The following is a 25,707-nucleotide window of genomic DNA, read 5'->3' on the forward strand; positions in this document are numbered from 1 at the left end:
CGAGTGTATCATGACCGATTGGAGTGAGTCACTGTGAAGATACATATGGAAATTTCTCATCCTCAAAACCCGTCTGTCCATGTTGGACAGATTGAATATTCGCATATTGAAGTTGGCACATCACCTCAAATGTTAAAAGGCCGATTACGCCTGTTTCAAGAATCTTTATTTTTTGAATATGAAGATAAAGTATTAGAAGAAGTACCAGCCATCAAAGAATGGACGGATCTTTTAAAAGATGTTCCTTTCCTTCCACTTCTTTCTGATATCCAAAAGGAACAATTTATTGACTCGACCAATTCCGTACAGGATTTGTCGATATTTTTCTCACTAAAATATTTCTTACCCATCCTGACACTAGATGCCGATCGCATCAAAGGACCGCTTTCACTGACAAAACATGAGGCTGGTCACATCGAATGGCAGGACGGCGCAGGACTGAATGGATTATTTTCTCAAGCAAGTACCGCACACATTTCTTCAGACACAAAGAACATTCTTCAAATCATCCTTTTCCCTCCATCTATTTCCCGGGAAAAGAGTGAAGCTCTTATTCAATCCTTGACGAAGATGTTTGTACAAATACATGGCGGAGAAAGCAAATATGAACTCATTGAAAAAGCACTGTAGCCTGACAGTGCTTTTTCACATTATACTGACATAATAAAAAACGCAACACTTCGTTTATCTATGAAACGAAATACTGCGTTATAAACAAAATTATGTATTGGAGCGGGTGATGAGAATCGAACTCACGACATCAGCTTGGAAGGCTGAGGTTTTACCACTAAACTACACCCGCATCAATCTTTTAAAAGCAACGTCATCGCGTTGACTTTTATTATGTTACAACTTTCTTAACAATTCGTCAAGAGAATATGAAGATTTTTCGTCAAAAAAATTCATATTCTCCGTATATATTACGATAGTTATTTATCTAGCTGGATATAAAATAAGTATGCATGTGACATATTTTTCAGCGCTTGCTTTGGATTCTTCTCAATCTCATCAAATATAGTTGAACCCCCGTCTTTCCCCATCGCTGCTGTATACGCAATCAGAGCCTTTTCTCCAGAAGCAACTTTAACAGTTTCAGATTGTGCAGAAAATACATAGTCACTGACTTTGAACGGAAAGCTTGATGTCGCTTTCGTCATCCCATCATTCTTTTTATCTGACCAAATACTAAATTGTGATTCATATGTATCTTTCTCATGAAGTAATTGAAGAAGTACATTCACCGTTTGGTCGGTGCCATTCTGGTGTAAAGTAAAGGTAGCAGATGATGCTTCCTTATTCACTAATCGGCCATTTTTGTAATGGCTTCCGATAAACGTAATACTCTTGTTCTTCTTCGTTAATCCTTTCAGTGTCAGAGCCACCTTTTCATTAGTCGTTGCTGCTTCTAGTAAGTTTTTTTCTTTTTTTGAGAGTTTCATTTGTTCGATGGTTACTTGTTTTTTAGTGGCAGACTCTGTTTTAATTGTCGAAACCGTCTTTTCGGTTGTCGTTGTTTCTTCGGCCTTCTCGCCACATCCTGCTAATAGAAAAACTGTGAATAAAAGAATGCTCCATTTTTTAAACATTGTGATCCCCTTTGATGTTTTTTATTTCTTATTATACTAAAATTTGGTTTGTTATACAAAAAAAGATTAGGAGAATTCTCCTAACCTTTCGCTCTTTTCTGCTTTATTGCTGATAGGCATGCCACAATGAGAAAACTCGCAGCAAAAATCACAATCATATAAATAAAAAAGTTTGGCTTGATCTGAAAAGTAAATGCGGACGAGCCTTCCATTTCAAAAGCGAGACTGTTAAATAATAAAGCATCATTCGTTTTTGATTGAAATAAATGATAGAACAGTACGCCGATTGTCAGCATCGGAAAGCCTAAGAACCCTAAAAAACCACCAACTATTGCGCCTTGTTTCATCGCCTGTACGTTCATGATCGTTGTCCTCCCATTCCCCCAAGCAATAGCTGCTTCATAATGGATTTACCATCCCCCATAAACGGAAGAAGATAGAGTAATTGAATAAAATACGAGATTGAAAAAATGAAAAAACCTGTCGAAACCGGATTTTCTTTTAGAAATAAAATGGTCACTATGATGCCTGCTGCGCCAATCACACCGGGAACGAGCGGTCCAAGCAGTGTGATCCACACCTGCTTCTTCTTAAACGGATCTAACACGGGTCTTACAAACTTCACTGACATCATGTCACTCGCAAAAAAGCCTTGAGGACCATCTCGCCCTGCAAATTTTCGATGCGCATAGCCATGTGCCGCCTCATGTAAGGCAGTTCCGGTAATTAACCCGAAATAAATAATCGTAAAATAAATGGCAATGGCTGCAATCGATGGATCAGGAATGAATAAAAAGGTGAGCCCTGCCATGATCATAAAAAGCATCCAGAAAAAAATGATTTTACGCGTCACCATGAGCAAAGCCGTTCCAAAAATGTGAAGGAACGAGTGACCAGTACAATCAAATCGTTCCTTCATTTTGACTTGATATTGCTTGAAAAATTGACAGCAGGCTGTCACAATCCGATATGGTGAATGATAATGAATAGACAGCAAGTGATGCTGATTCAATCCCGTCATCAGCTGATAAAAGTCACGAGCAATCACCGACTCATCGACCTGAAACAAATCGGCGAGCTCTGCGGTAATACTCGCTTCTGTTCTTTTACCGTCCACTTTTGTTAACATATGATAAGCACTTTCATTGATCGGGAGTGTGCTTCCATACTGCGTATCCGTAAGATGCCTCTTTTGTAAGGTCACATACGGCGCTAGTTCCGGTACCCGCTCAATCTTTAGCTTATTGTTAAGAAGTTGAATCATGTGAATACCTCCATGAAAAACCTTTGTATATGGCAAAGATGAGCAGACCCTCAAATGCAGCCACAAGCAGCCATTGAAGCGTTTGACTCGATGCCCCTATGACATAGTTCCCAATAAAAACAATCGGAATCATGAGTAGAATAAGCGCTCCAAATGAAAATATGCCTGTGTAGGGATTGTTTCGATCAAGAGGAAGTAAAATACCTACTACATAAAAGAGCGCAGTGGCATTGCATAAGACAGCGGCACCAATCAACACGTGCCAAATTTGATCAGGAAGCGTCAGCGTTGTCAGCATGAATAAAACAATTTGCAGTACACCAACAAGCAGAAGACCGATAAACTTATACAAAGCCACTTCCCAGGATCTCAGGCCAAATGTTTTATACATCCCCAGCATTCGTTTATCATTGCCAAACGAATTGAAGGCTGTTAATCCAGCAAGAGCACATAGAACAAAAAACGCTTCTTCTTCAAAGCGGAATCCAAATTGATAACGAACGAATAAGATCACTATGAGAAGAATAAGAAAGTTTAAAATGTTTTCTTCATTCCGTACCTGTGACTTCATTTCCTTCACAATAAGTGACCACTTTTTTGAAGAAGAGAATGGCAGCTTGTGTAAAAAGGTTAACGCTTTTTTCTCTGCCATAATCGGCATCATCGCAAGAGAAAGAAATGCGCCGCCTGCTGATAAGAGGATGAACAGAATCAAGATGGCATAATTCACCCCTTCAGGTGACATTCCTTGTGCCGCTAAGAAAAACGGTGCTGTAAAATACATCAAATGATAATCAAACTGTAGATATGATTGCTGAATTTGGCTAATATCAAAATGCGTCAATCCATACGCCACAACGAGTGCCAATAAAACAAATATCGCTGCAAATTTTTGCAACGGTAATTTTAATTTCAAAACGAGTAAATAAGTGATATTGTAAATAAACTGCAGGAGCATTAAGACAAAAAGCGACTGCAAAAGCACCATCAAAAAGAAAGTAAAGATAAAGAAAATACCTATTCCCTGGGCAATAAAATTAGGTAAAAGCAGAATACCGATAAAAAATAAAACAAGTCCTGCCACCACTGTCACCATCGGAATGAAGTATCCAAAACTTTTCTGAAAGGTAGAGAGCGGAAACCAGCTGAGCTGCATAGAAAACCGGTCTTGTTCAGGTGTTCTGACCTTGATCAAAACGAATAACAAGCTTGTAAAAATAGAGACATTGATCGCCATTGAGACAACGAGTAATCCAAGTGACCGTTCATCTCCATTTAAAAAAGCCTTCATAAAGACACCTGTAAAGCTGTATCCGATAATGGCCCCCATTGTGACGGCAAACAAAAAGAATAAGACCACAATGATCCGCTTCGTTTGAGTATCAAAGAGCTTATACATCTCCTGCTGCCACATTTTAAGCATCATTTTAGAAATGATTAATGATTTCATCAAAATGTGCACCCCTATCACTTAACATTGAAGCTTTCAGAAACACCTGTTCCAATGTGCTTGATTGATACTTCTCCTTTAAGGCTGAGACTGTCCCTTCATCCATTTTATTTCCCTTAGAAATAATGGCGATTTTCTGGCACAGCTCTTCCGCTGAAAGCATATCATGCGTTGAAAGCAAGATCGCACCATGGTGCTCGGCATACCGCTTCATCAGTTTCTTTGTGTTTATAACCGCTTCAATATCAAGTCCTCTAAAGGGCTCATCCATGATCACCAATTGACTATTAAGCATAAAGGCAGCAATCAGCTGTGTCTTTTTTTTCATACCATGTGAATAGGTTTCGATCGGTCTTGATAAAGCCGAGTCCATATCAAACAGTTCAATTAGTTGATTTCTTCTGTGAATTGTTTTACATTCATACATAGAAGAAACAAACTCTAAATATTCAGCACCAGTCAATGCTTCAGGGAGCAGCAAGTCATCTGGAACATAGGCTACTTGTTTTTTAAAGGATGGTTCATCATTAGTGACGCCCTGCAAATGAATTTTTCCTTCTGTATGCTTAATGATGCCAAGTATACAGTTAATCATCGTTGTTTTACCCGAACCATTCGGTCCAGCAACAGCAACGATTTGATGAGGGTCGATCTTTAAATGAAAATCATTGACAGCAGTCACGTTATTTTTATACGTTTTGGTTAAATTCTCGATCGTAAACATATAACCTCCAAGTGTCTGCATATTCTTTAAAAACAGATCAGGCTAAACCGCCCGCCACAGACGGTTTAGCCCTGGTGTCTTATCTAAGAAGTAAAAAGATGAATCCTAAGTATAGCTACTTACATTCAATTTGGACTTTTAAGCCACTTTCCCACTGAACGGCACCTGTAAAGCTACCCTTGCCGTTTGCGATACACCAAACTGCTGCTCCTAGAACGACTGTTGCTCCCAATCCAAGAAGGACAGCAACAAATACTAAGAACCAAGCTTGGTCCATAATAGCAGGTTCCATAGTGGAATAGTCAACTTGCGGCGCTGCATAAGTCATACTTTTCACCTCCCAGCTTATGATGATCGTATCATAGGCGTCACACGCCAAACATCTACAGAACATCCCATTTTTGACCGAACATACATTTGATTAAAATGTGACTTTTTATTCAATTATTCACTTTCATCTGTTTAAACCCTCTCTTATTTACTAGATTTTAACACCTCTTAAGAACTACAAAACCCATATAATGTAATTTGAACCATCTTTTATCTTCTCTTTTTCAAATAGTTCATATTTATCATCTATCATTTTCATTCTTTCTTTTTTGTAAGATAGAAAGAATTCCTCCGATATATCAGATATAAAAGTCCTGATTATATGTCGCAATAACACCAATTATGAAATATTTACTGATCATTCCGATAAAAGAGTGAGTATATTTTCCTTCTTCTCTTGTCTCTGAAAATATGTATATACAAGAAAATCGATTGGGAAAAAAGCCCTTACTTTGTTCAGCGGTACACAACATATGACTCGCTCCTATTCTATGAAAAAAAGCAAAGCAGCCATCGCAGACTGCTTTGCTTTTTCATATTTATGAGGAACTAGCAGCAGAGGCTGCATCTGGAAAATGATTGTTCCCAATGATTTCACCAGCTGGCACAGAGAGTCCTGTATCCCCCGATCTTTTGAATGGAAGGAGCGGGAAAACAAGCTCTGCTAAATAATAAGCTTCTTCTAGGTGCGGGTAGCCAGAAAATATAAATGTATCAATACCTAGAGACTGGTATCCTATGATCCGATCTGCTACTGTTTGCGGATCTCCGACGAGTGCTGTTCCTGCACCGCCGCGTACTAAACCAATACCTGCCCAAAGATTTGGGCTGATTTCAAGTTTGTCTTTCCTCCCTTGATGCAATTCCACCATCCGTCTTTGACCTACTGAGTCCATCCCCTGTAAAACTTTTTGCGCCTCATCAATTGTTTTCTGATCTAAATGAAGAATCAGATGTTCCGCTGCCTGACCTGCTATGACAGGTGAGTTTCCAACTTGCGAGAAATCTAATTGATTTGCAGCAAGTCCTTCAAATTGGGGAGGACCACTTTGAAACTCCACCCACTTTACCTTCACTCCTTCTTTTTCAAATGATTGTTCAAACCACCCTTTTTCCTTTGCTAAAAGCAGCGGGCTCAAACTTTGCTGAATCCCAATCCGAATTTCTTTCACCTTGTTTTCTGAGCCGTCTGCTGCTTGACCACACCCTGCTAAAACAAGGAGAAGACTCAAAAAAATCACGATCATTTGTATCTTTTTCATGCGATTTCCCCTCCCTAAATCCCTGATCCATCAGTTAGTAACAATTCATCTGTTTTCTCAAATTCTGAAAGCACCTTTTGTCTTAAATGTTGAAAAGAGGTTGATGTTCTATCACGCGGAAAAGGCAGGTTTACAGGAAGAATTTTATGGATTCGGCCAGGTCTCGCTTGTAAGAGCACAATTTCATTTCCTAAATAAATCGATTCATCAATATCATGAGTAACGAGCATCATCGTTGTTTTTTTCTCCTGCCAAATGTCCAGCAGCACATCCTGCAAGTGTTTTCGTGTGAATGCATCCAGCGCACCAAATGGTTCATCAAGCAATAATATCTCCGGATCACGAAGGAGTGCTCTCGCAATAGCAACCCGTTGCGACATTCCTCCTGAAAGCTCATGTGGATAGGCATGCTCAAATCCTTTTAATCGAACAATTTCTATCAATTCATCCACTTTACGGCGTACATCCTGTTGTTTTAAATTGAAATTGGCCGCTATGTTTTCTTCGACTGACAGCCATGGAAACAGGCGGTGTTCCTGAAAGATAAAGCCCTGTTTCATTCCTGGTTCTGTGACCCGTCTGTCCCCTATCAAAATTTGCCCATCATACGCTGTGTCGAGCCCGCCTATGATTTTTAGCAACGTACTTTTTCCGCATCCACTTGGACCTATCACTGTTACAAATTCCCCGGGAATGATGTTCAATCTTAAGTCTTCAAGTACCCGAATGGTCTGTTTGTCTTTCCAAAAGGATTTATCCGCAATATCAATTGAAATCGTCATTGAAACCCTCCACTCCTCTTGCCATCAGATACATACACAGAAAGGCCCTTATCCCCAAAAAAGAGATAAGAGCCTTCGTGTTGTCCGATCAGCTAATCATATTGATTTGTTAGCACCATCCTAAATCATATTAATCCCATAAATCAACTCAATTTTATAAAATAGTTATTTTGTCCTTGTATGCTTTTCATCAATCCGATCGTAAATCGCTTCTATTCGTTCCTTGCTGCTGTAAATCTCATATTTGTTCCGCTCAATTAAGATGTCTAGTGTGATATCCATATGTTTTCTGTATTTTTTTCGTTTTTTCTTTTTTTCCATCTTCATCATCCTTTCTCATTCAAATAAAAAAAGGCTCTTCACTCATGCTTGAGTGATAGAGCCTTCGGTTAACCGATCAGCCATTCTTGTTCGCGTTTTCAGTATGCTCATGTTAATACATATTATTCCTACCTGTCAACTATATTTATTGTTTTTTCAGATTTATCTAAAAAATGATTGACCGAGCAGGGAACAAGATTTATAGTCTTATTAAATATTTCTTATCAAAACAGTTGGTTTTATCTAACAAAAGGAGGATACACACATGTCAGAAGAACGTCCATTTCGTTTAGAAACAAAAGCCATTCACGCAGGTCAGGAGCTTGATTCAGCAACCTATTCAAGAGCCGTACCTATTTACCAAACAAGCTCCTTTGGTTTTAGAGATAGTGATCATGCAGCGAATTTATTCGGTCTTCAGGAACCGGGAAATATTTATTCACGTATTATGAACCCGACAAATGACGTATTTGAAAAGCGTATCGCAGAGCTTGAAGGTGGGATTGGTGCACTTGCTGTTTCTTCTGGGCAAGCAGCGACGACTTATTCTATTTTAAACATTGCAGGAGCCGGGGATGAAATCGTTTCCTCAAGCAGTCTTTATGGAGGCACCTACAATTTATTTGCCCATACACTCAAAAAACTCGGAATTACAGTAAAATTCGTCGACTCATCCAACCTTGAAGAACTTGAAGCAGCGATCACAGACAAAACAAAGGCAGTGTATGCAGAGAGCATTGGGAATCCAAAAGGCGACATTTTACATATTGAAGCCATCTCAGCCATTGCACACAAGCATCATATCCCGCTTATTGTGGACAACACACTCGCCAGTCCTTATTTATTAAGACCTATTGAGTTCGGTGCAGACATTGTCGTCCATTCAGCGACGAAATTTATTGGCGGTCATGGTACATCAATTGGCGGCGTCATCGTTGATAGCGGCCGATTCCCTTGGGCTGACAGCGATAAGTTCAAAGGGCTGACTGAACCAGATCCAAGTTATCACGGTCTGACATATACAGAAGCGATTGGAGAAGCGGCTTATATCACAAAAGCACGAGTACAGCTCTTACGTGATTTAGGGGCAGCTCTGTCTCCATTCAACTCATTTTTACTTCTGCAAGGCTTAGAAACATTACACCTTCGTCTTGAGCGGCATAGTGAAAATGCGTTGAAAACAGCACAGTTCTTACAGGATCATTCTCTTGTCGATTGGGTAAGCTATCCGGGCCTTGAAAGTCACGAATCCTATGAACTTGCTCAAACCTATTTACCAAAAGGACAAGGCGCGATCCTTACATTCGGTATTAAAGGTGGACGCGAAGCGGGTAAAAAGCTCATTGATTCTGTGAAGCTTTTCTCCCATCTCGCAAACGTGGGCGATTCTAAATCTCTCATCATTCATCCTGCCAGCACAACGCATCAACAATTAAGCGAGGCAGAACAAAAAGCGACAGGTGTCACACCAGAGCTCATTCGTTTATCTGTTGGAACAGAAGCGATTGAAGATATTCTTGCAGATCTTGAACAGGCGATTACCAAAAGTCAGTCTGAATGACATAGAAAAAAGCACACGGCTGTGTGCTTTTTTCTTGTTTATTAATGATTGAGTAATCGAATGTCTTGGAAAGGATAAAATACAAATGAGGTAGTTCCTTGAATATCACGCTTTGTAAAAAGACCTAAGCCGTTGCGGCTGTCCATTGAATTTTGGCGATTGTCCCCCATGACAAAGTACTTTCCTTTTGGAACAGTCAGAGGGCCAAAATCAGGTGTCAGCAAAGTACCAGCCGCAGCTGCTTTCTTTTTGTTTGACGCTAAGTAAGGCTCTGCCACTTTTTGACCATTGACATATAGCTGATCATCTTTCATTTCAATTTTATCACCAGGTAAACCAATCAATCGTTTGACATAATGAGTGCTGCGATCTTCCCCATCAAGAACAATGATCTGTCCCCGTTTATAATCACCGAAATAATCAACCGTTTTATTCACAAAAACCCGCTCTGTGTCTTGCAGTGTTGGTTTCATAGAAGTCCCTTTCACAATGTACGGTGCGAATAAAAAGTTCCGAATGATAAAAACAGCAATAAATGCGATTAAGATGGCTTTGATCCAGCCCCATAATTCTGATTTCTTTTTTTGTGTTGTTGTATTTGTTGTCATAAGCTCCTCCTGAATTCCCCAAGGACGAAATGTGTTTCACCAGCAACCAGCCGGCGTCACGCTTGTTTCTCCCTAAATATAAACATATTTTGCCAACAAATCAAGCAAAGAGAGAGAAAAAGGCAAGCACCTTTCTGTGCTTGCCCAAAACTCAGTTAGTTAGCAGAAGAATCCGCTTCTTTTTCTTTTGATTTACCATAGAAATAATCAGATGGATTCACTGGTTTAAAATCAGACAGCTTATGGAATCGAAGAAGATCCCGGTAAAGCACTTTATCTGATAGGCTTAACTGATTATCGACACGGGCTTTAATCGCCTCTGTCTTTTTATTTTGTTTCACCACTTTGCCTGTCTTCGTATCATAGACAGTGTTATCTACAAGTGTATATTTCGGCGTCACATAGTTTCCGTTACGGAATGCAACAGTTTGATCATGCTTCTTAGAGAATAAATCTGTTCCAAAATTCACGTACTCATTTGAATCAATACCTTGTAAGTGAAGAAGCGTTGGCATGACGTCGACTTCTCCGCCAAACGTATGGTTCACGCCGCCCTCTTTACCAGGAATACGAATCATAAGCGGAACACGCTGGTTTTGTGCATTTTGATAAGGAGTAATTTCTTTCCCTTGAATTTCACTCATAGCACGGTTATGGTTCTCAGAAATACCGTTATGGTCACCATATAATAAAATGACTGAGTCTTTATACATACCTGATTTTTTCAAGTCTTTGAAGAATTGCTCTAATGACTCATCTAAATATCTTGCTGTTTGGAAATAGTTATCCACTGTTTTATCGCCAGTTGTTGCCTTAGCGATTGTCGCATCTTTTTCATCTAAATTAAATGGATAGTGATTTGTTAGTGTCATTAAATGTGCATAAAATGGCTTTTTCATTGATTCTAGCATTGGAATTGATTCTTTGAAGAACGGTTTATCCTTCAGACCCATATTCACAAGGTTTTCTTCATCCATGTTGTAATAGGAAGCATCAAAGAATTGATCATATCCCATATGTTTATAAATCGTGTCACGGTTCCAGAAAGATTTATAGTCCCCATGAAGCACTGCGCTCGTATAGCCTGCTTTTTGATCTAGAATGGCAGGGAGTGATTGGTAGGTATTTTCACCTTTTGTCACAAACGCTGCTCCCTCTGGCAAGCCGAACATACTATTATCCATCATGAGCTCAGCGTCAGCTGTCTTTCCTTGACCTGTCTGATGGAAGAAGTTATCGAAATACGTAAAGTCATCTTTACCATGAGCCAGTTTGTTTAAAAACGGCGTTACTTCTTCTCCATTGAGTTTGTAGTCAATTAAAAAAGTCTGGAAGCTTTCCAAATGGATTTTAATAATGTTTTTCCCTTTTGCTTTACCGAAATACTCTGGGTTTGGCTTCGCATAGTGAGAAGACGTATAGTTCACAACATCCGTTAAATCTTCACTGCTCGCATTCGCTACCTGTGTTGCGTTTTGTGCTGACTGCACCCCGTCATAAATCGTATAATTATAAACGCCTAAGTATTTCACAACATACTTGTGATCAAACGTTCTTGTTAATAATTCAGGGCGGTCCTTTTCAGCTAAATGAAGGTTTACAAAGAATAGTCCTACACCTGCAGCCACAATCAGTAGTGCAAATGTTTTTTTCATTTGGAACTTCTTCACTTCTGGTCTCCAAATGACAATCGCAATTAAGATGATGATATCAAGGAAGTATAAAAGGTCATGCGGCTTAATACTTGATAACACACCGCCAGTCATGCCTCCTCCAAGATTACCTGCCTGCTTCATTGTGGAGAAAGTCAAAAAGTCATCAAAGAAACGGTAGTACGCTACATTCGCATATAAAAGTGCGGTCATAATAAAGTCAATGACAATTAAAACAATGGCAGATTTACGACCCTTCAAAAAGAGAGCCAGTCCCAAAAACACAATGGCTGAACTAAATGGATTTAATAAGAGAAGACCCTCTTGAAAAGAACCTTTCACTCCTAAATTAAAGTCCATTTTGTAAGCTGTGTACGATTTTGCCCAAAATAAAAGGACAGCCAATACAAAAAAGCTATATTTGTTCGCAAATATTTTTTTCATAAAACCTCTTCTTTCTTATCATCGTTCTGATATAAATGAAATCATAAAAAATTTACATTCATTTTGCAAATGTAAATCTTCTTCGCCGAGCATTCCGATTCTCTGTCTCCGCCGGATACATGCGCTCCTTTAATATAACGAATGAGGAGCATCATAAGTTTCAAAAAAAATACGAGTAAATAAAAGGAAAAATATCCATTTACATAAAATTTACGCACACTTCATGTTTTAGTGGACGAAGAAGGTTTTGTAAATCACTCAGTACTACTTTACTTTTTTCATCTATTCGTGTCAAAGTAATTATAAAGAAAAGGAAGAATAACCTAGGCTTTTCGACTCATTTACCCAAATTTATACAAAATTCGATCCATGCTTCTTTTATTGTGACTCAACCTCCATTTATCCATGTACCACCCTAAAAAAGCAGTTTTAAACAAAAAAAGCTTGATTTCCCCTACTGATGTGCGGTGTGATTAAGAGGTAGATTTTGATCATATCATCCTTATGTTCATAACAAAAATATCGAGCTGGAGGACATCACATGAAGATTAACAAACAAATCAACACTTTTGAAGAAAGATTTTCAGAAGATATAGTCACTATCATTGCTGTTACAGGACCTTCTGGCGTAGGGGCAGGGAAAGCAGGACAGGTACCTCTTTGGACCGCTTCTATTCCACTGATTGCTTGGAAGGAAAACGGACATATCACAACCGAAGATGTAAGACTTTGCTGGCTAACAGATGACGATGGATTAAGGGAAAAGCAGGCACAATTACATAAAGAATCAATCGTTACACTTCAGATTCGAAAAGGTGAAGGTGAATTCATGCTTGTATCTTTGATCAATACAGGTACACAGGATCAAGCACTTCAAGAAATTTTAGAAGCAGCCCAAAAGCCTGTGTTTTATCATGATGACATACTTGGCACCTTTGAGTTAGTAAAAGGGCTAGACTTATTTGAAAAGACAATCCAATGGAGCAATGAAGAGTGCCTTCTCTACTTCAACCTTGAAGAAGATGAAAAAATAAATGACTCTCTTTCTACAGCAAAACAACTCATACAAGAACAAGCCAAATGGGATTCTTCTATTAAATCATTTGCCGCGAATCAGCTGATAGATCTAGCAAAGGATTGGCAGGAACAAGACGAATCAGCTGAAAAGCAAGAAGAACTCACACTGAATCAATTTATGAGCCGCATTTCACTTGAAAGCCTGCATGTTTACCCTGAGGGAGAGTTTGAAGTCTACTATCATGACGGTGATTTATTTTGGGGACATGTCATTATTGTCACAGGAAATATAAATGGAACATTTCTAGATGCACACATTGCAGGTTAACAGCTGGAGGGACAATAAATGGAGATCAAAGCTTTTCAAGAATTAAATTTAATTGGGAAAGCGCCAGCCATCGCCAAAATTGGCGGCTTCCGTCCTGATCCAGCTGTACACAGCTGGTTTGCTGGCCATTTTTTCATCGATCCTCATCAAGGCTGGCCGACAGATCAAGATGGCGCCATGATTCCGATTTTACAAATTTATTTACCAGAAGTGCCAGGAGGATTGAATGGCTTCAATGATTGTAAGTTGATTCAAATTTTTCTCAATCAGAAAACGCTTCCGATTGATATCACCAAAAACGGCGAAGGCTGGAAGCTCATTGAATATTCATCAATCGGTGGTTTAGAAGTAGCTGAGACTCCTGAAGAAGTGAGAGGACTCAAACCCTTTCAAATCCACTGGAACGAAAGTGAGCAAAGGGACTTCCCTTGCTGGGAAGAAGCATGGTCATATGTGGATCTAACAGAAGTAAACGAAAGTGAAGAAGCGACGGACCACTTTTTTAATCAATACACAAATTATTCGTTCACAAAAATCGGTGGATATGGGGCGTATATTCAATCCCCACCCCATCAACAACAAGGCGAATTCATGCTGCAAATCGCCTCAGAAGAAAAACCTCGTTTCATGATTGGTGATAACGGCACAATGTATTTCTATTATGACAAAGAATCAAAAGAATGGTTTATGCACTGGGATTGTTTTTAACGTTTATTGAATGAAACTTTGCCTTTCTCCTAAGCGTAATGAATAATATGAAAGGAGGAAGCAAAATGGGATTCATTTTAGACATGTTTTCACTTGCTGTGTATATCCCTTTTCTACAAGTGGACGAAGAGGATATCTCAAGGAACGCGGTACATCTCAAAAAATATAGCTGGTTTCAAGCACTATTACATGATCAAACATGCAGGGAGCTCATCATTTATGATCCCGGTGTCCGGCGTCTCATAGGCAGGTTTAAAACGGAGAAACTCCATAAGAAGCGATACAACTTAAGATGCGAACGTAAATTACTACAAGCATTACAACGCGCAATGTAAACTGACAACAAGAGCCGCACTTTCCTGTGGCTCTTTTTTTATCAATTGAATCGTTCCTTTTGAAGAAAACATTTGACGCCTGGACAACTCTCCCCGTATATTATGTATAAATCCATCTTTTTCAAAGAAAAGGGGGCCTCACATGCGCTTGTTTAAGAACTGGAGAAAAAAGCAGCCTGTACAGCAGATCGCTTCAGAAAAGCAAGAGGACAGCATCCCAATCAACTTCTCCACACTTCCCTTTGGCACAGACACCGTCGATGATTTTTTGTTCAACCTAGACCTGACCTCCAAGCTCACAGATCCCTATAAAGAAACAGATACGAACAAGCTTACCTAGATCTTCGTAAACCCTCATCCAATACTGGATGATTTTTTTATACTCAATGAAAGGTGTATCCAATGAAAACATATTATATCGTCAGACACTGCCAAGCAGATGGACAATCTAAAGATGCAGCTTTAACGCCACAAGGCATCACTCAATCTCATGAACTGGCACAGTTTTTTTCCAGCATTCATCTCAATCAAATTATCTCAAGTCCTTATAAACGAGCGATCCAAACTACTGAGCCACTTGCTCATGCAAAACAGCTCGAGATAAAAATCGATCAGCGCCTCTCTGAACGTGTATTAAGCAGCAAACCAATAGACGATTGGTATGAGAAACTAAAGCTCAGTTTTACGGATTTACATATGACCTGTGAAGGCGGAGAATCGAGCCAAGAAGCCATGAATCGTATTGTAGAAGCATTCCACGAACAAATAAAATTAGAAAAAGATCATACCCTATTCGTCACACATGGCAATATCATGAGCCTGCTTCTTAAACACGCCGATCCAACGATTGGATTCGAAGAGTGGGAGAAACTAAGCAATCCAGATGTCTATATCCTGAAATATTTCAAACCAGATCATGTAGAAATAGAACGAATATGGCATAAATAAACGGCAGAATGAATTCTGCCGTTTCCTCATCTATTGTTGATAATAAAAAGCCTCTACCCACTCATACGGCTTCTTACGCTCCGCACACCATTTCATAAAGCCTCTTGTCTCCGTTTGCTGAAATTTCTTCCAGTCCGATAAAAGCTGATCATAATAGGCTGCTTGTTTTTCAACATTAGTGCGAATCCTCTTATCTTCAATCAGCATCATGACATCTTCAATACCTTGAATTCGCTCTTGGTCTTTCTCATAGGTGCTTAAATAAAGATCTTCATGTATATGATGAAACGAATACCATAAAGCCGATAAATAGGTTTCGCAAATTTGAACAATGACACGCTGCTCATTGCTGCCTCCAAGCTCTAGCGCTTTCAATAAATAGGGCAGTCCTTCTCCCTGATGTACAAACAAGCCCTGCCAGCGATATGGTCTCACATCCATTGGACCAACCTTCCCCCATTCTTGTAGAACAGGCTGTATCAACCCAATTACCAATGGATACATAAGCAAATGATGACCATCCTCAAACCGTTCAATCTTCTCAAACAGCCAAGCAACAAATGAACGCTGTACTTCAAAATCGTTCTCTTTCATCTCTTCAATAAAGGCCTGAAGAACTTTTAGCGCATCTTTACGCAGGCCCTGTTCTTTTCTCACACAGTACTGTCTAAAAAGCAGATAATCATGTAATCCCTCGTCTTCAATGATGGTCTGTAATATCGTCTTCGTTTGCAATAACATCGCCGCCTCTTTACATCCATTCTTTTCTGTGTTCATGAATGAATTGAATGTCTTTTTGATAACGCTCAAGGTGCCCCTCATGAATCATTTTTTGAAAAGCTATATCCCCTTCACTCGCTTTTCGTTTCATGTACTGACATAACCCTTTTAAACGCAGCAGCACCATATCCAAATAATCTTCTGCTATGTCCTCCCCATAAGATTCAAAAAACAGTTTCACTCTATGCTTTATCTGGTCCGCATGGTCTAATGAAAGATAATTCACGACCTCCCCTGTTTCAGTGCGAAAAAATCTACTGAGAGGCACACATGTATAAAGGGTATAAGCGATATCCCAAAGTCTCGGACCAGGAGCAGCTACATCAAAATCAATGATTCCTACTGGTTTTTCGTTATTGAAAATGATATTGTACATAGCAAAATCATTATGGCATACAACCTCTATGTTGTTAGGCGTATTGTCCATTCGTTCCCAATCGTCTGAAATGGGGAAATCCTGAACAGCATCATGATACAGTCTAAGCATTCTCGCTATTTCTTTTAAGGCTTGGTGAGAGCACATGTATTCTTTTAAGGGATCATGACCGGCTACGCCATCAATAAAGGACAATACCTCTCTACCTTGTTCATCAACCCCTAAATACCTTGGAGCATAGGAGAAATTCTTTTTTTCTAAATGCTTTAGCAGATTTCGTATATTGATGTTGTCTGACCTTACTTCTCGACGAACCGTATCTCCCGAACGATATACGCTCGAGACATTGCCACCTGTCAATAACTCTTCATGGTCATTTTGTTTTTTCATAAATTCTCCCCTAAAATTGGGTCACAATGATGATGTCAGCTATAGATGTGTATGTATCCCCAAATATTCATTTAGTTACACAAAGGTAGTACACTATTTTCTGTGAATGTGCTACCCCATGTTGTTTCCTTACATGGTTAAATATATCCTATCAAATGTTGCAAATCATCTAAAGATTATTCTGCTAAAAGAAGTACATGCTCATTATTTTCTAATAGTTTTCTATTTTTAATAACCACAAAAAAACGTTTACCACAAGGGTGAAACGTTAGATTCACGGTAAAAACCAATCATGAAACTTTTAATAGATACCGATGGCCGGGGCTGAACCGGCAATCCATGATAAATTATTCCTAAAAGGCAAGGTATACCCTCTTAAAGTAAGCACCCGTTTATGAAATAAGAATCAAAGTTCTTCTTGATATATTTCTGATTTTATCGGCTTTAAACTCAAAGGTATTTTAAACTCATGAATACTTTCAATATGATTAAAAAAATGATCGATATCGTCATAATCCATTGACCATTCTTCTATCACCTTTAACTTTTTTAACTCGCTTGTTGGTTTAAATAAAAATTCACAGTGCAGTTGTTCCATGTGAGAATAATCATCTTCTTCATAAACTGTAAACTGACGTACAAGGTCAAAATGAAATAGTTCCTCTCCTGTAAAATCATAGACACCACACTGAAATAAAATTTCTTTATCTTCTTCGCCTTCAACTGTCTCCTTTGAAAAAGCCTTAAATGTTTCCCAAACCTTTTTTATATCATCGGTATCTTCACCAATGCTATCTTTAAGATAACTTTCAGCATTTTTAACCGTAATCATGACAACACCTCTCCTATGTACAATTTATCTCATCCTTCTTCAATTATCCTGCCCCTTTAGTTTAATAATAAGGTAACCATCAATAAAGTAAAAGATAATCTCCTCCTCTGTCATATTGTAAGGCTTTAATTCAGAAATATAATTCCTTGTGCTGTTAGAGAATTAAGAAATCTTTATTCTTGTAATACTGAATAGAAGGTGATCTCAAATATTTTTACGTCTTGCCATTTAGCTTATTCCCCTTTCATCAGTGAACACGATTTGAGTAATTTTGTTGTGTGAAAAACCAGTTAAAAAACAAATAAAAAACGTCTTTCTACAATTTGTAGAAAGACGTTTTAAACGTTGATATTCCTTAATTCTTCTGTATTTGACGATAATAAAGAATATCTAAAACTAGATACCGGTGGCCGGGGTCGAACCGGCACTCCGTGAGGAACACGATTTTGAGTCGTGCGCGTCTGCCAATTCCGCCACACCGGCATGATCATTAAAGAGCGCAACTTATATTAAAAAAACACAATGGTGCCGAGGGCCGGACTTGAACCGGCACGGTAGTCACCTACCGCAGGATTTTAAGTCCTGTGTGTCTGCCAATTCCACCACCCCGGCAGTCTTTTCAAAAAAGGCGACACCCGGATTTGAACCGGGGATAAAGGTTTTGCAGACCTCTGCCTTACCACTTGGCTATGCCGCCATTATTGGAGCGGAAGACGGGATTCGAACCCGCGACCCCCACCTTGGCAAGGTGGTGTTCTACCACTGAACTACTTCCGCACATCAACTGGGCTAGCTGGATTCGAACCAACGCATGACGGAGTCAAAGTCCGTTGCCTTACCGCTTGGCTATAGCCCAATAATAAAATGGGGCGATTGATGGGAATCGAACCCACGAGTGCCAGAGCCACAATCTGGTGCGTTAACCACTTCGCCACAACCGCCATAGATGTAATGAATTATAAAGTATAATTGGCAGGGGCAGTAGGAATCGAACCCACACCGGAGGTTTTGGAGACCTCTGTTCTACCGTTAAACTATGCCCCTATGAAAATAAAAAATGGTGGAGGGGGGCGGATTCGAACCGCCGAACCCGGAGGGAGCGGATTTACAGTCCGCCGCGTTTAGCCACTTCGCTACCCCTCCACATTTGGAAAACAGTGCCGGCAAGAGGACTTGAACCCCCAACCTACTGATTACAAGTCAGTTGCTCTACCAATTGAGCTACACCGGCAAATAGTGGTGGCTCGGGACGGAATCGAACCGCCGACACACGGATTTTCAGTCCGTTGCTCTACCAACTGAGCTACCGAGCCAAGTATTCTTTTGAAAAATGGCGGTCCGGACGGGACTCGAACCCGCGACCTCCTGCGTGACAGGCAGGCATTCTAACCAACTGAACTACCGGACCATTTTGGTTGCGGGGGCAGGATTTGAACCTGCGACCTTCGGGTTATGAGCCCGACGAGCTACCGAACTGCTCCACCCCGCGACGATATAAAAGATATGGTGGAGGATGACGGGCTCGAACCGCCGACCCTCTGCTTGTAAGGCAGATGCTCTCCCAGCTGAGCTAATCCTCCGAATAAAAAATGCTGGTATATATTGTATAAAAATGGTGACCCGTACGGGATTCGAACCCGTGTTACCGCCGTGAAAGGGCGGTGTCTTAACCGCTTGACCAACGGGCCCTTTATTATGTAAATTGTGGCGGAGAGCAAGGGATTCGAACCCTTGAGACGGGGTTACCGCCTACACGATTTCCAATCGTGCTCCTTCGGCCACTCGGACAGCTCTCCAAATTGGCTCCGCAGGTAGGATTCGAACCTACGACCGATCGGTTAACAGCCGATAGCTCTACCACTGAGCTACTGCGGAATGAAGAAAGCCTGGCGATGTCCTACTCTCACAGGGGGAAACCCCCAACTACCATCGGCGCTGAAGAGCTTAACTTCCGTGTTCGGTATGGGAACGGGTGTGACCTCTTCGCCATCATCACCAGACAATTTAGTGACAAAAGATATTATACTATGTATTGAAAATAAATCAAGAGATATTTTAAAAATGTTCTCTCAAAACTAGATAACAATGTTCATGCTTCACAATCGAATATAGGTTAAGTCCTCGATCTATTAGTATCTGTCAGCTCCACGTGTCACCACGCTTCCACCTCAGACCTATCAACCTGATCATCTTTCAGGGATCTTACTTCCTTGCGGAATGGGAAATCTCATCTTGAGGGGGGCTTCATGCTTAGATGCTTTCAGCACTTATCCCGTCCGCACATAGCTACCCAGCGATGCCCTTGGCAGAACAACTGGTACACCAGCGGTGCGTCCATCCCGGTCCTCTCGTACTAAGGACAGCTCCTCTCAAATTTCCTGCGCCCGCGACGGATAGGGACCGAACTGTCTCACGACGTTCTGAACCCAGCTCGCGTACCGCTTTAATGGGCGAACAGCCCAACCCTTGGGACCGACTACAGCCCCAGGATGCGATGAGCCGACATCGAGGTGCCAAACCTCCCCGTCGATGTGGACTCTTGGGGGAGATAAGCCTGTTATCCCCGGGGTAGCTTTTATCCGTTGAGCGATGGCCCTTCCATGCGGAACCACCGGATCACTAAGCCCGACTTTCGTCCCTGCTCGACTTGTAGGTCTCGCAGTCAAGCTCCCTTGTGCCTTTACACTCTGCGAATGATTTCCAACCATTCTGAGGGAACCTTTGGGCGCCTCCGTTACATTTTAGGAGGCGACCGCCCCAGTCAAACTGCCCACCTGACACTGTCTCCCTGCCCGATAAGGGCAGCGGGTTAGAAGGTCAATACAGCCAGGGTAGTATCCCACCGATGCCTCCACCGAAGCTAGCGCTCCGGTTTCCAAGGCTCCTACCTATCCTGTACAAGCTGTACCAACATTCAATATCAGGCTGCAGTAAAGCTCCACGGGGTCTTTCCGTCCTGTCGCGGGTAACCTGCATCTTCACAGGTACTATAATTTCACCGAGTCTCTCGTTGAGACAGTGCCCAGATCGTTGCGCCTTTCGTGCGGGTCGGAACTTACCCGACAAGGAATTTCGCTACCTTAGGACCGTTATAGTTACGGCCGCCGTTTACTGGGGCTTCAATTCGCACCTTCGCTTACGCTAAGCGCTCCTCTTAACCTTCCAGCACCGGGCAGGCGTCAGCCCCTATACTTCGCCTTACGGCTTCGCAGAGACCTGTGTTTTTGCTAAACAGTCGCCTGGGCCTATTCACTGCGGCTTCTCGGGGCTTTAACACCCTAAGAAGCACCCCTTCTCCCGAAGTTACGGGGTCATTTTGCCGAGTTCCTTAACGAGAGTTCTCTCGATCACCTTAGGATTCTCTCCTCGCCTACCTGTGTCGGTTTGCGGTACGGGCACCTCTCACCTCGCTAGAGGCTTTTCTTGGCAGTGTGGAATCAGGAACTTCGCTACTAAATTTCGCTCGCCATCACAGCTCAGCCTTTACGGGAAACGGATTTGCCTATTTCCCAGCCTAACTGCTTGGACGCGGATATCCAATACCGCGCTTACCCTATCCTCCTGCGTCCCCCCATTGCTCAAATGGTGAGGAGGTGGTACAGGAATATCAACCTGTTGTCCATCGCCTACGCCTTTCGGCCTCGGCTTAGGTCCCGACTAACCCTGAGCGGACGAGCCTTCCTCAGGAAACCTTAGGCATTCGGTGGACGGGATTCTCACCCGTCTTTCGCTACTCATACCGGCATTCTCACTTCTAAGCGCTCCACCAGTCCTTCCGGTCTGGCTTCACAGCCCTTAGAACGCTCTCCTACCACTGTTCGTAAGAACAGTCCGCAGCTTCGGTGATACGTTTAGCCCCGGTACATTTTCGGCGCAGAGTCACTCGACCAGTGAGCTATTACGCACTCTTTAAATGGTGGCTGCTTCTAAGCCAACATCCTGGTTGTCTAAGCAACTCCACATCCTTTTCCACTTAACGTATACTTTGGGACCTTAGCTGGCGGTCTGGGCTGTTTCCCTTTCGACTACGGATCTTATCACTCGCAGTCTGACTCCCAAGGATAAGTCATCGGCATTCGGAGTTTGACTGAATTCGGTAACCCGGTAGGGGCCCCTAGTCCAATCAGTGCTCTACCTCCGAGACTCTTACCTTGAGGCTAGCCCTAAAGCTATTTCGGAGAGAACCAGCTATCTCCAGGTTCGATTGGCATTTCACCCCTACCCACACCTCATCCCCGCACTTTTCAACGTGCGTGGGTTCGGGCCTCCATTCAGTGTTACCTGAACTTCACCCTGGACATGGGTAGATCACCTGGTTTCGGGTCTACGACCACGTACTCATGCGCCCTATTCAGACTCGCTTTCGCTGCGGCTCCGCATCTTCTGCTTAACCTTGCACGGGATCGTAACTCGCCGGTTCATTCTACAAAAGGCACGCCATCACCCGTTAACGGGCTCTGACTACTTGTAGGCACACGGTTTCAGGATCTATTTCACTCCCCTTCCGGGGTGCTTTTCACCTTTCCCTCACGGTACTGGTTCACTATCGGTCACTAGGGAGTATTTAGCCTTGGGAGATGGTCCTCCCGGATTCCGACGGAATTTCACGTGTTCCGCCGTACTCAGGATCCACTCTGGAGGGAATGACATTTCAGTTACAGGGCTGTTACCTTCTTTGGCGGGCCTTTCCAGACCTCTTCGCTTATATCATTCCTTTGTAACTCCGTATAGAGTGTCCTACAACCCCAAGAGGCAAGCCTCTTGGTTTGGGCTGTTCCCGTTTCGCTCGCCGCTACTCAGGGAATCGCATTTGCTTTCTCTTCCTCCGGGTACTTAGATGTTTCAGTTCCCCGGGTATGCCTTCTCATACTCTATGTATTCAAGTATGGATACTACTCCATTACGAGCAGTGGGTTTCCCCATTCGGAAATCTCCGGATCAAAGCTTGCTTACAGCTCCCCGAAGCATATCGGTGTTCGTCCCGTCCTTCATCGGCTCCTAGTGCCAAGGCATCCACCGTGCGCCCTTTCTAACTTAACCATTTCTTACTTTAGAAAGAATCACTATGTGTGATGAACTTTGCATTGCATTCAATGTGAATGTATTACTTATTGTTATCTAGTTTTCAAAGAACAATCCTGTCTCGCTAGAGACATGTTTTGAAGGAATGATCCTTCAAAACTAAACAAGACGAAAACGCACGCTGCTCCATATATCCTTAGAAAGGAGGTGATCCAGCCGCACCTTCCGATACGGCTACCTTGTTACGACTTCACCCCAATCATCTGCCCCACCTTCGGCGGCTGGCTCCATAAAGGTTACCTCACCGACTTCGGGTGTTGCAAACTCTCGTGGTGTGACGGGCGGTGTGTACAAGGCCCGGGAACGTATTCACCGCGGCATGCTGATCCGCGATTACTAGCGATTCCAGCTTCACGCAGTCGAGTTGCAGACTGCGATCCGAACTGAGAACAGATTTATGGGATTGGCTAAACCTTGCGGTCTTGCAGCCCTTTGTTCTGTCCATTGTAGCACGTGTGTAGCCCAGGTCATAAGGGGCATGATGATTTGACGTCATCCCCACCTTCCTCCGGTTTGTCACCGGCAGTCACCTTAGAGTGCCCAACTGAATGCTGGCAACTAAGATCAAGGGTTGCGCTCGTTGCGGGACTTAACCCAACATCTCACGACACGAGCTGACGACAACCATGCACCACCTGTCACTCTGTCCCCGAAGGGAAAGCCCTATCTCTAGGGTTGTCAGAGGATGTCAAGACCTGGTAAGGTTCTTCGCGTTGCTTCGAATTAAACCACATGCTCCACCGCTTGTGCGGGCCCCCGTCAATTCCTTTGAGTTTCAGTCTTGCGACCGTACTCCCCAGGCGGAGTGCTTAATGCGTTAGCTGCAGCACTAAGGGGCGGAAACCCCCTAACACTTAGCACTCATCGTTTACGGCGTGGACTACCAGGGTATCTAATCCTGTTCGCTCCCCACGCTTTCGCTCCTCAGCGTCAGTTACAGACCAGAGAGTCGCCTTCGCCACTGGTGTTCCTCCACATCTCTACGCATTTCACCGCTACACGTGGAATTCCACTCTCCTCTTCTGCACTCAAGTTTCCCAGTTTCCAATGACCCTCCCCGGTTGAGCCGGGGGCTTTCACATCAGACTTAAGAAACCGCCTGCGAGCCCTTTACGCCCAATAATTCCGGACAACGCTTGCCACCTACGTATTACCGCGGCTGCTGGCACGTAGTTAGCCGTGGCTTTCTGGTTAGGTACCGTCAAGGTGCGAGCAGTTACTCTCGCACTTGTTCTTCCCTAACAACAGAGCTTTACGATCCGAAAACCTTCATCACTCACGCGGCGTTGCTCCGTCAGACTTTCGTCCATTGCGGAAGATTCCCTACTGCTGCCTCCCGTAGGAGTCTGGGCCGTGTCTCAGTCCCAGTGTGGCCGATCACCCTCTCAGGTCGGCTACGCATCGTCGCCTTGGTGAGCCATTACCCCACCAACTAGCTAATGCGCCGCGGGTCCATCTGTAAGTGACAGCCGAAACCGTCTTTCATCCTTGAACCATGCGGTTCAAGGAACTATCCGGTATTAGCTCCGGTTTCCCGGAGTTATCCCAGTCTTACAGGCAGGTTACCCACGTGTTACTCACCCGTCCGCCGCTAACATCCGGGAGCAAGCTCCCTTCTGTCCGCTCGACTTGCATGTATTAGGCACGCCGCCAGCGTTCGTCCTGAGCCAGGATCAAACTCTCCGAGGTATGCAGGATGCATATCACACATGCGTTGCTACACGATGTAGCGAACTTAGCATGTGATCATTTCCTGCCTCGCCAGTTTGACTGACTACCTATGATGTATCATAGGATTTTTTTATAAAAACTCGAATTAACAGGTACGTTTTGTCTTGTTTAGTTTTCAAAGATCATGTTCATTATCGCTCAGAGGCGACTTTCTTAATATAACATTTGAGCACCGTATGCGTCAAGTGTTTTTTAGAATTTCTTTTTGTCAGCTTTTCTTTCAAAGCAACTCAGTTGCTCGTTAGCGACGTTTAATAATATACCATCATAATATTCATGCGTCAATATCTTTTTTCACAAAATATCCTCGATGGTAGATTTTTTGTCCCTTTGTCTCAATCGGCTCCACTTGAACAATTCCTTTTTCCACAAAGAAATCAATCATCACGCTAAGGTCAGGCGTGAAATACTTTAGATCAGGGTGTGCAAGAAGCTCACCAAAAAGCCATATATCCTTCTGTTCCATGACATGACGCAAATGAGCGGCGCCAATTTCTGCTTTTGAGTGGATCAAAAAATCATTTGCTAAAAATAAAAGTTCCAAACGCTTATGCAGACTTTCATGGCTTTCAATCAGTTCTGAATAAAGTTTGTATACTTCCGGCTCCATATGACGCACTTGGTTCCAAACGGTCACCTCTGGGTGGAAGCCTTTATCAATTACTTCAATACGTGCTAAGTGATGCAGGGCATGCACAATGGAATTATATGCATCAAGGAATTGATTTGACTCAAAAAATGCTTTTCCTTCTATATATCTGCGAATGAGCTTGCCATATTCTAAACCGATTTTGAGCTTGCGGTTTGAAAACGGGAATGTACTTAATTCATCAATTAAGTTGAAGATATATTCATTTCGATCAAACAGAACTTTTCCATTTAAAATCCAATCGATGATTCGTCGGTTAGTACCGAGGGTAATCCATTCCTTCAGTTGATCATCTGTGACAACGTTTAAAGAAGCTGTTTGGTGATCGGATTCATAGTGCTTGATAAATACCGGCTCTTCCGCTTCTTTTACGATGACTAAAAGTGCTGCATCAAAGTTATCCGTCTCAGAAGATACTTTATGTCTTCTTTCTACTATAATCACAGCTAATGTATCTGGATGGCTTGCTCTCTCTTGATAAATAGGACGGAGAAGATTTTCCATAGTGATTCCTCCAATACTCGGGTGTAAAGTTCTTCTCTAATGC

21 protein-coding genes, 17 tRNA genes, 3 rRNA genes and 1 pseudogene are annotated in these 25,707 nt (G+C 42.2%); 7 read left to right on the forward strand and 35 right to left on the reverse strand.

Features of this window, described 5'->3' with window-relative positions; all coding sequences use genetic code 11:
• Window positions 1-33: 33 nt before the first annotated feature.
• On the forward strand, window positions 34-630 hold the full coding sequence (locus V6Z54_RS02930; RefSeq protein ID WP_241768954.1) for a hypothetical protein: 597 nt from the start codon (window positions 34-36) through the stop codon (window positions 628-630).
• 98 nt (window positions 631-728) lie between these two features.
• On the opposite strand, the gene V6Z54_RS02935 is transcribed toward V6Z54_RS02930, so the two are convergent.
• The 10 genes and pseudogenes from V6Z54_RS02935 to V6Z54_RS02980 form a co-directional block, all read right to left on the reverse strand.
• Window positions 729-802, reverse strand: a tRNA-Gly gene (locus tag V6Z54_RS02935).
• A 127-nt stretch (window positions 803-929) separates the two neighbouring features.
• Window positions 930-1,586 carry a hypothetical protein gene (locus V6Z54_RS02940; RefSeq protein WP_338527680.1) on the reverse strand — a complete coding sequence of 219 codons (657 nt, stop codon included), beginning with the start codon at window positions 1,584-1,586 and terminating at the stop codon, window positions 930-932.
• 80 nt (window positions 1,587-1,666) lie between these two features.
• Window positions 1,667-1,948: a hypothetical protein gene (locus V6Z54_RS02945; protein WP_041089539.1), complete on the reverse strand. Its 282-nt coding sequence runs from the start codon at window positions 1,946-1,948 to the stop codon at window positions 1,667-1,669.
• Window positions 1,945-2,850 (reverse strand): PqqD family protein, encoded by a 906-nt coding sequence (locus V6Z54_RS02950; protein WP_338527681.1) that lies wholly within the window; start codon window positions 2,848-2,850, stop codon window positions 1,945-1,947. The genes V6Z54_RS02945 and V6Z54_RS02950 overlap by 4 nt, the downstream gene beginning before the upstream one ends.
• On the reverse strand, window positions 2,834-4,300 hold the full coding sequence (locus V6Z54_RS02955) for a hypothetical protein (protein ID WP_305960907.1): 1,467 nt from the start codon (window positions 4,298-4,300) through the stop codon (window positions 2,834-2,836). The genes V6Z54_RS02950 and V6Z54_RS02955 overlap by 17 nt, the downstream gene beginning before the upstream one ends.
• Entirely contained in the window at window positions 4,278-5,024 is a 747-nt protein-coding gene (locus tag V6Z54_RS02960; RefSeq protein ID WP_039177374.1) for an ABC transporter ATP-binding protein, read from the reverse strand. Before V6Z54_RS02960 ends, V6Z54_RS02955 begins: the two co-directional genes overlap by 23 nt.
• A 115-nt stretch (window positions 5,025-5,139) precedes the next feature.
• Complete coding sequence (locus V6Z54_RS02965) at window positions 5,140-5,352, reverse strand: hypothetical protein (RefSeq protein ID WP_012009371.1); 213 nt, start codon at window positions 5,350-5,352, stop codon at window positions 5,140-5,142.
• A 541-nt stretch (window positions 5,353-5,893) separates the two neighbouring features.
• A pseudogene (locus tag V6Z54_RS02970) lies at window positions 5,894-6,328 on the reverse strand (LLM class flavin-dependent oxidoreductase); the annotation flags it as partial.
• A 302-nt stretch (window positions 6,329-6,630) separates the two neighbouring features.
• The gene (locus V6Z54_RS02975) at window positions 6,631-7,398 is read right to left on the reverse strand and encodes an ABC transporter ATP-binding protein (protein ID WP_073979591.1); all 768 of its coding nucleotides are present in this window, start codon (window positions 7,396-7,398) and stop codon (window positions 6,631-6,633) included.
• A 165-nt stretch (window positions 7,399-7,563) separates the two neighbouring features.
• Window positions 7,564-7,719 carry an FbpB family small basic protein gene (locus V6Z54_RS02980; RefSeq protein WP_039177358.1) on the reverse strand — a complete coding sequence of 52 codons (156 nt, stop codon included), beginning with the start codon at window positions 7,717-7,719 and terminating at the stop codon, window positions 7,564-7,566.
• A 265-nt stretch (window positions 7,720-7,984) separates the two neighbouring features.
• Here V6Z54_RS02980 and V6Z54_RS02985 point away from each other — a divergent pair, with 265 nt between their 5' ends.
• A complete protein-coding gene (locus V6Z54_RS02985) occupies window positions 7,985-9,280 on the forward strand; it encodes a homocysteine synthase (protein WP_041089528.1) in 1,296 nt (431 codons plus the stop codon).
• Between the two features lie 41 nt (window positions 9,281-9,321).
• Here V6Z54_RS02985 and lepB read toward each other — a convergent pair whose 3' ends face one another.
• Both lepB and V6Z54_RS02995 read right to left on the reverse strand, forming a co-directional pair.
• The gene (gene lepB / locus V6Z54_RS02990) at window positions 9,322-9,888 is read right to left on the reverse strand and encodes a signal peptidase I (RefSeq protein ID WP_073979592.1); all 567 of its coding nucleotides are present in this window, start codon (window positions 9,886-9,888) and stop codon (window positions 9,322-9,324) included.
• Window positions 9,889-10,043: 155 nt separating this feature from the next.
• Window positions 10,044-11,984, reverse strand: a complete 1,941-nt coding sequence (locus tag V6Z54_RS02995) for an LTA synthase family protein (protein ID WP_041089524.1) — start codon at window positions 11,982-11,984, stop codon at window positions 10,044-10,046.
• Between the two features lie 541 nt (window positions 11,985-12,525).
• On the opposite strand from V6Z54_RS02995, the gene V6Z54_RS03000 reads away from it, so the two are divergent.
• The 5 genes from V6Z54_RS03000 to V6Z54_RS03020 all read left to right on the forward strand — a co-directional run bounded on the left by V6Z54_RS03000 (window position 12,526) and on the right by V6Z54_RS03020 (window position 15,320).
• Window positions 12,526-13,329, forward strand: coding sequence for a DUF2262 domain-containing protein (locus tag V6Z54_RS03000; protein ID WP_041089522.1), 804 nt, complete (start codon window positions 12,526-12,528; stop codon window positions 13,327-13,329).
• A gap of 18 nt (window positions 13,330-13,347) precedes the next feature.
• The gene (locus V6Z54_RS03005) at window positions 13,348-14,037 is read left to right on the forward strand and encodes a DUF1963 domain-containing protein (protein ID WP_073979595.1); all 690 of its coding nucleotides are present in this window, start codon (window positions 13,348-13,350) and stop codon (window positions 14,035-14,037) included.
• Between the two features lie 65 nt (window positions 14,038-14,102).
• Entirely contained in the window at window positions 14,103-14,372 is a 270-nt protein-coding gene (locus V6Z54_RS03010; protein ID WP_073979596.1) for a hypothetical protein, read from the forward strand.
• A gap of 142 nt (window positions 14,373-14,514) precedes the next feature.
• A complete protein-coding gene (locus tag V6Z54_RS03015; RefSeq protein WP_041089516.1) occupies window positions 14,515-14,712 on the forward strand; it encodes a hypothetical protein in 198 nt (65 codons plus the stop codon).
• A 62-nt stretch (window positions 14,713-14,774) separates the two neighbouring features.
• Window positions 14,775-15,320: a histidine phosphatase family protein gene (locus V6Z54_RS03020; protein ID WP_041089514.1), complete on the forward strand. Its 546-nt coding sequence runs from the start codon at window positions 14,775-14,777 to the stop codon at window positions 15,318-15,320.
• A gap of 30 nt (window positions 15,321-15,350) precedes the next feature.
• Here the strand turns inward: V6Z54_RS03020 and V6Z54_RS03025 are convergent, their stop codons facing one another.
• The 23 genes from V6Z54_RS03025 to V6Z54_RS03135 all read right to left on the reverse strand — a co-directional run bounded on the left by V6Z54_RS03025 (window position 15,351) and on the right by V6Z54_RS03135 (window position 25,664).
• Window positions 15,351-16,055, reverse strand: coding sequence for a hypothetical protein (locus V6Z54_RS03025; RefSeq protein ID WP_338527958.1), 705 nt, complete (start codon window positions 16,053-16,055; stop codon window positions 15,351-15,353).
• A gap of 16 nt (window positions 16,056-16,071) precedes the next feature.
• Entirely contained in the window at window positions 16,072-16,866 is a 795-nt protein-coding gene (locus V6Z54_RS03030; RefSeq protein ID WP_338527682.1) for a phosphotransferase, read from the reverse strand.
• A 406-nt stretch (window positions 16,867-17,272) separates the two neighbouring features.
• Window positions 17,273-17,698 carry a hypothetical protein gene (locus V6Z54_RS03035; protein WP_305960903.1) on the reverse strand — a complete coding sequence of 142 codons (426 nt, stop codon included), beginning with the start codon at window positions 17,696-17,698 and terminating at the stop codon, window positions 17,273-17,275.
• A gap of 401 nt (window positions 17,699-18,099) precedes the next feature.
• Window positions 18,100-18,181, reverse strand: a tRNA-Leu gene (locus tag V6Z54_RS03040).
• Between the two features lie 40 nt (window positions 18,182-18,221).
• Window positions 18,222-18,310, reverse strand: a tRNA-Leu gene (locus tag V6Z54_RS03045).
• 14 nt (window positions 18,311-18,324) lie between these two features.
• Window positions 18,325-18,395: transfer RNA gene (locus V6Z54_RS03050), tRNA-Cys, on the reverse strand.
• 5 nt (window positions 18,396-18,400) lie between these two features.
• Window positions 18,401-18,475, reverse strand: a tRNA-Gly gene (locus tag V6Z54_RS03055).
• Window positions 18,476-18,482: 7 nt separating this feature from the next.
• Window positions 18,483-18,554 (reverse strand) — tRNA-Gln (locus V6Z54_RS03060).
• 9 nt (window positions 18,555-18,563) lie between these two features.
• Window positions 18,564-18,639 (reverse strand) — tRNA-His (locus V6Z54_RS03065).
• A gap of 29 nt (window positions 18,640-18,668) precedes the next feature.
• A tRNA-Trp gene (locus V6Z54_RS03070) sits at window positions 18,669-18,742 on the reverse strand.
• 14 nt (window positions 18,743-18,756) lie between these two features.
• Window positions 18,757-18,841: transfer RNA gene (locus V6Z54_RS03075), tRNA-Tyr, on the reverse strand.
• A 15-nt stretch (window positions 18,842-18,856) separates the two neighbouring features.
• Window positions 18,857-18,929 (reverse strand) — tRNA-Thr (locus V6Z54_RS03080).
• A gap of 6 nt (window positions 18,930-18,935) precedes the next feature.
• Window positions 18,936-19,011, reverse strand: a tRNA-Phe gene (locus V6Z54_RS03085).
• A gap of 18 nt (window positions 19,012-19,029) precedes the next feature.
• Window positions 19,030-19,106 (reverse strand) — tRNA-Asp (locus tag V6Z54_RS03090).
• 4 nt (window positions 19,107-19,110) lie between these two features.
• Window positions 19,111-19,187: transfer RNA gene (locus V6Z54_RS03095), tRNA-Met, on the reverse strand.
• A 15-nt stretch (window positions 19,188-19,202) separates the two neighbouring features.
• Window positions 19,203-19,278: transfer RNA gene (locus tag V6Z54_RS03100), tRNA-Val, on the reverse strand.
• A gap of 33 nt (window positions 19,279-19,311) precedes the next feature.
• Window positions 19,312-19,386: transfer RNA gene (locus V6Z54_RS03105), tRNA-Glu, on the reverse strand.
• Window positions 19,387-19,403: 17 nt separating this feature from the next.
• Window positions 19,404-19,494: transfer RNA gene (locus tag V6Z54_RS03110), tRNA-Ser, on the reverse strand.
• 4 nt (window positions 19,495-19,498) lie between these two features.
• Window positions 19,499-19,573: transfer RNA gene (locus tag V6Z54_RS03115), tRNA-Asn, on the reverse strand.
• Between the two features lie 9 nt (window positions 19,574-19,582).
• Window positions 19,583-19,698, reverse strand: a 5S ribosomal RNA gene (gene rrf / locus V6Z54_RS03120).
• 109 nt (window positions 19,699-19,807) lie between these two features.
• A 23S ribosomal RNA gene (locus V6Z54_RS03125) occupies window positions 19,808-22,738 on the reverse strand.
• A gap of 182 nt (window positions 22,739-22,920) precedes the next feature.
• Window positions 22,921-24,469, reverse strand: a 16S ribosomal RNA gene (locus V6Z54_RS03130).
• Together the 16S, 23S and 5S rRNA genes with 16 tRNA genes alongside form the textbook arrangement of a ribosomal RNA operon.
• 316 nt (window positions 24,470-24,785) lie before the next feature.
• Window positions 24,786-25,664 carry a nucleotidyltransferase-like protein gene (locus V6Z54_RS03135; protein ID WP_073978503.1) on the reverse strand — a complete coding sequence of 293 codons (879 nt, stop codon included), beginning with the start codon at window positions 25,662-25,664 and terminating at the stop codon, window positions 24,786-24,788.
• Between the last annotated feature and the right edge of the window lie 43 nt (window positions 25,665-25,707).

It is taken from the genome of Bacillus sp. MAG717A (assembly GCF_036884855.1).
In the GTDB taxonomy this organism is placed as follows: domain Bacteria; phylum Bacillota; class Bacilli; order Bacillales; family Bacillaceae; genus Bacillus; species Bacillus safensis.

Coding starts and splice junctions, on each gene's coding strand:
- V6Z54_RS03010 (WP_073979596.1), top strand. CDS start 14,103: ATGGGATTCATTTTAGACATGTTTTCACTTGCTGTGTATATCCCTTTT.
- V6Z54_RS02985 (WP_041089528.1), top strand. CDS start 7,985: ATGTCAGAAGAACGTCCATTTCGTTTAGAAACAAAAGCCATTCACGCA.
- V6Z54_RS03030 (WP_338527682.1), bottom strand. CDS start 16,866: ATGAAAAAACAAAATGACCATGAAGAGTTATTGACAGGTGGCAATGTC.
- V6Z54_RS02945 (WP_041089539.1), bottom strand. CDS start 1,948: ATGAACGTACAGGCGATGAAACAAGGCGCAATAGTTGGTGGTTTTTTA.
- V6Z54_RS02960 (WP_039177374.1), bottom strand. CDS start 5,024: ATGTTTACGATCGAGAATTTAACCAAAACGTATAAAAATAACGTGACT.
- V6Z54_RS02955 (WP_305960907.1), bottom strand. CDS start 4,300: ATGAAATCATTAATCATTTCTAAAATGATGCTTAAAATGTGGCAGCAG.
- V6Z54_RS02980 (WP_039177358.1), bottom strand. CDS start 7,719: ATGGAAAAAAAGAAAAAACGAAAAAAATACAGAAAACATATGGATATC.
- V6Z54_RS02995 (WP_041089524.1), bottom strand. CDS start 11,984: ATGAAAAAAATATTTGCGAACAAATATAGCTTTTTTGTATTGGCTGTC.
- V6Z54_RS02950 (WP_338527681.1), bottom strand. CDS start 2,850: ATGATTCAACTTCTTAACAATAAGCTAAAGATTGAGCGGGTACCGGAA.
- V6Z54_RS02940 (WP_338527680.1), bottom strand. CDS start 1,586: ATGTTTAAAAAATGGAGCATTCTTTTATTCACAGTTTTTCTATTAGCA.
- V6Z54_RS03015 (WP_041089516.1), top strand. CDS start 14,515: ATGCGCTTGTTTAAGAACTGGAGAAAAAAGCAGCCTGTACAGCAGATC.
- V6Z54_RS02975 (WP_073979591.1), bottom strand. CDS start 7,398: ATGACGATTTCAATTGATATTGCGGATAAATCCTTTTGGAAAGACAAA.
- V6Z54_RS03000 (WP_041089522.1), top strand. CDS start 12,526: ATGAAGATTAACAAACAAATCAACACTTTTGAAGAAAGATTTTCAGAA.
- V6Z54_RS03135 (WP_073978503.1), bottom strand. CDS start 25,664: ATGGAAAATCTTCTCCGTCCTATTTATCAAGAGAGAGCAAGCCATCCA.
- V6Z54_RS03005 (WP_073979595.1), top strand. CDS start 13,348: ATGGAGATCAAAGCTTTTCAAGAATTAAATTTAATTGGGAAAGCGCCA.
- V6Z54_RS03035 (WP_305960903.1), bottom strand. CDS start 17,698: ATGATTACGGTTAAAAATGCTGAAAGTTATCTTAAAGATAGCATTGGT.
- V6Z54_RS03020 (WP_041089514.1), top strand. CDS start 14,775: ATGAAAACATATTATATCGTCAGACACTGCCAAGCAGATGGACAATCT.
- lepB (WP_073979592.1), bottom strand. CDS start 9,888: ATGACAACAAATACAACAACACAAAAAAAGAAATCAGAATTATGGGGC.
- V6Z54_RS02965 (WP_012009371.1), bottom strand. CDS start 5,352: ATGACTTATGCAGCGCCGCAAGTTGACTATTCCACTATGGAACCTGCT.